Origin of the sequence: Bradyrhizobium sp. CCBAU 53415 (assembly GCF_028128735.1) — a bacterium.
Taxonomy (GTDB): domain Bacteria; phylum Pseudomonadota; class Alphaproteobacteria; order Rhizobiales; family Xanthobacteraceae; genus Bradyrhizobium.
This window is the reverse complement of sequence record NZ_LBJF01000006.1, coordinates 1-500: the sequence shown is the minus strand read 5'-3', so window position 1 is coordinate 500 and position 500 is coordinate 1. Positions and strand designations below refer to the sequence as shown.

General features: G+C 63.8%; 1 protein-coding gene. It reads left to right on the top strand.

Annotated elements, in window-relative coordinates; translation table 11 throughout:
- Window positions 1–500, top strand: a 500-nt coding sequence (locus XH87_RS08395; protein ID WP_271586896.1) for a DDE-type integrase/transposase/recombinase, incomplete at both ends; no start/stop codon positions are given.

The following is a 500-nucleotide window of genomic DNA, read 5'->3' as shown; positions in this document are numbered from 1 at the left end:
CGGCTTTATCGCGAGGAAGGGCTCACCGTCCGCAAGCGGCGGGCTCGCCGCAAGGCCGTGGGGACCCGTACCCCGATCCTGGTCGAGGCGAGGCCCAACGCGCGCTGGTCGCTGGACTTCGTCCACGACCAGTTCGCCAATGGCCGACGCTTCCGCATCCTCAACATCGTCGACGACGTCACCAAAGAATGCCTGGGCGCCATTCCGGAGACGTCGATCTCGGGGCGGCGCGTGGCCCGCGAACTGACGGCAATCGTCGAGCGACGCGGCAAGCCAGGAATGATCGTGTCCGACCATGGCACCGAGTTCACCTGCAACGCCATGCTCGCCTGGTGCAAGGACGCAGCCATCGATTGGCACTTCATCGCACCGGGAAAGCCGATGCAGAACGGCTTCGTCGAGAGTTTCAATGGCCGGATGCGCGATGAGCTACTCAACGAGACCCTGTTCTTTGATCTCGATGACGCCCGCGCCAAGATCGCCAATTGGGTCGCCGACTA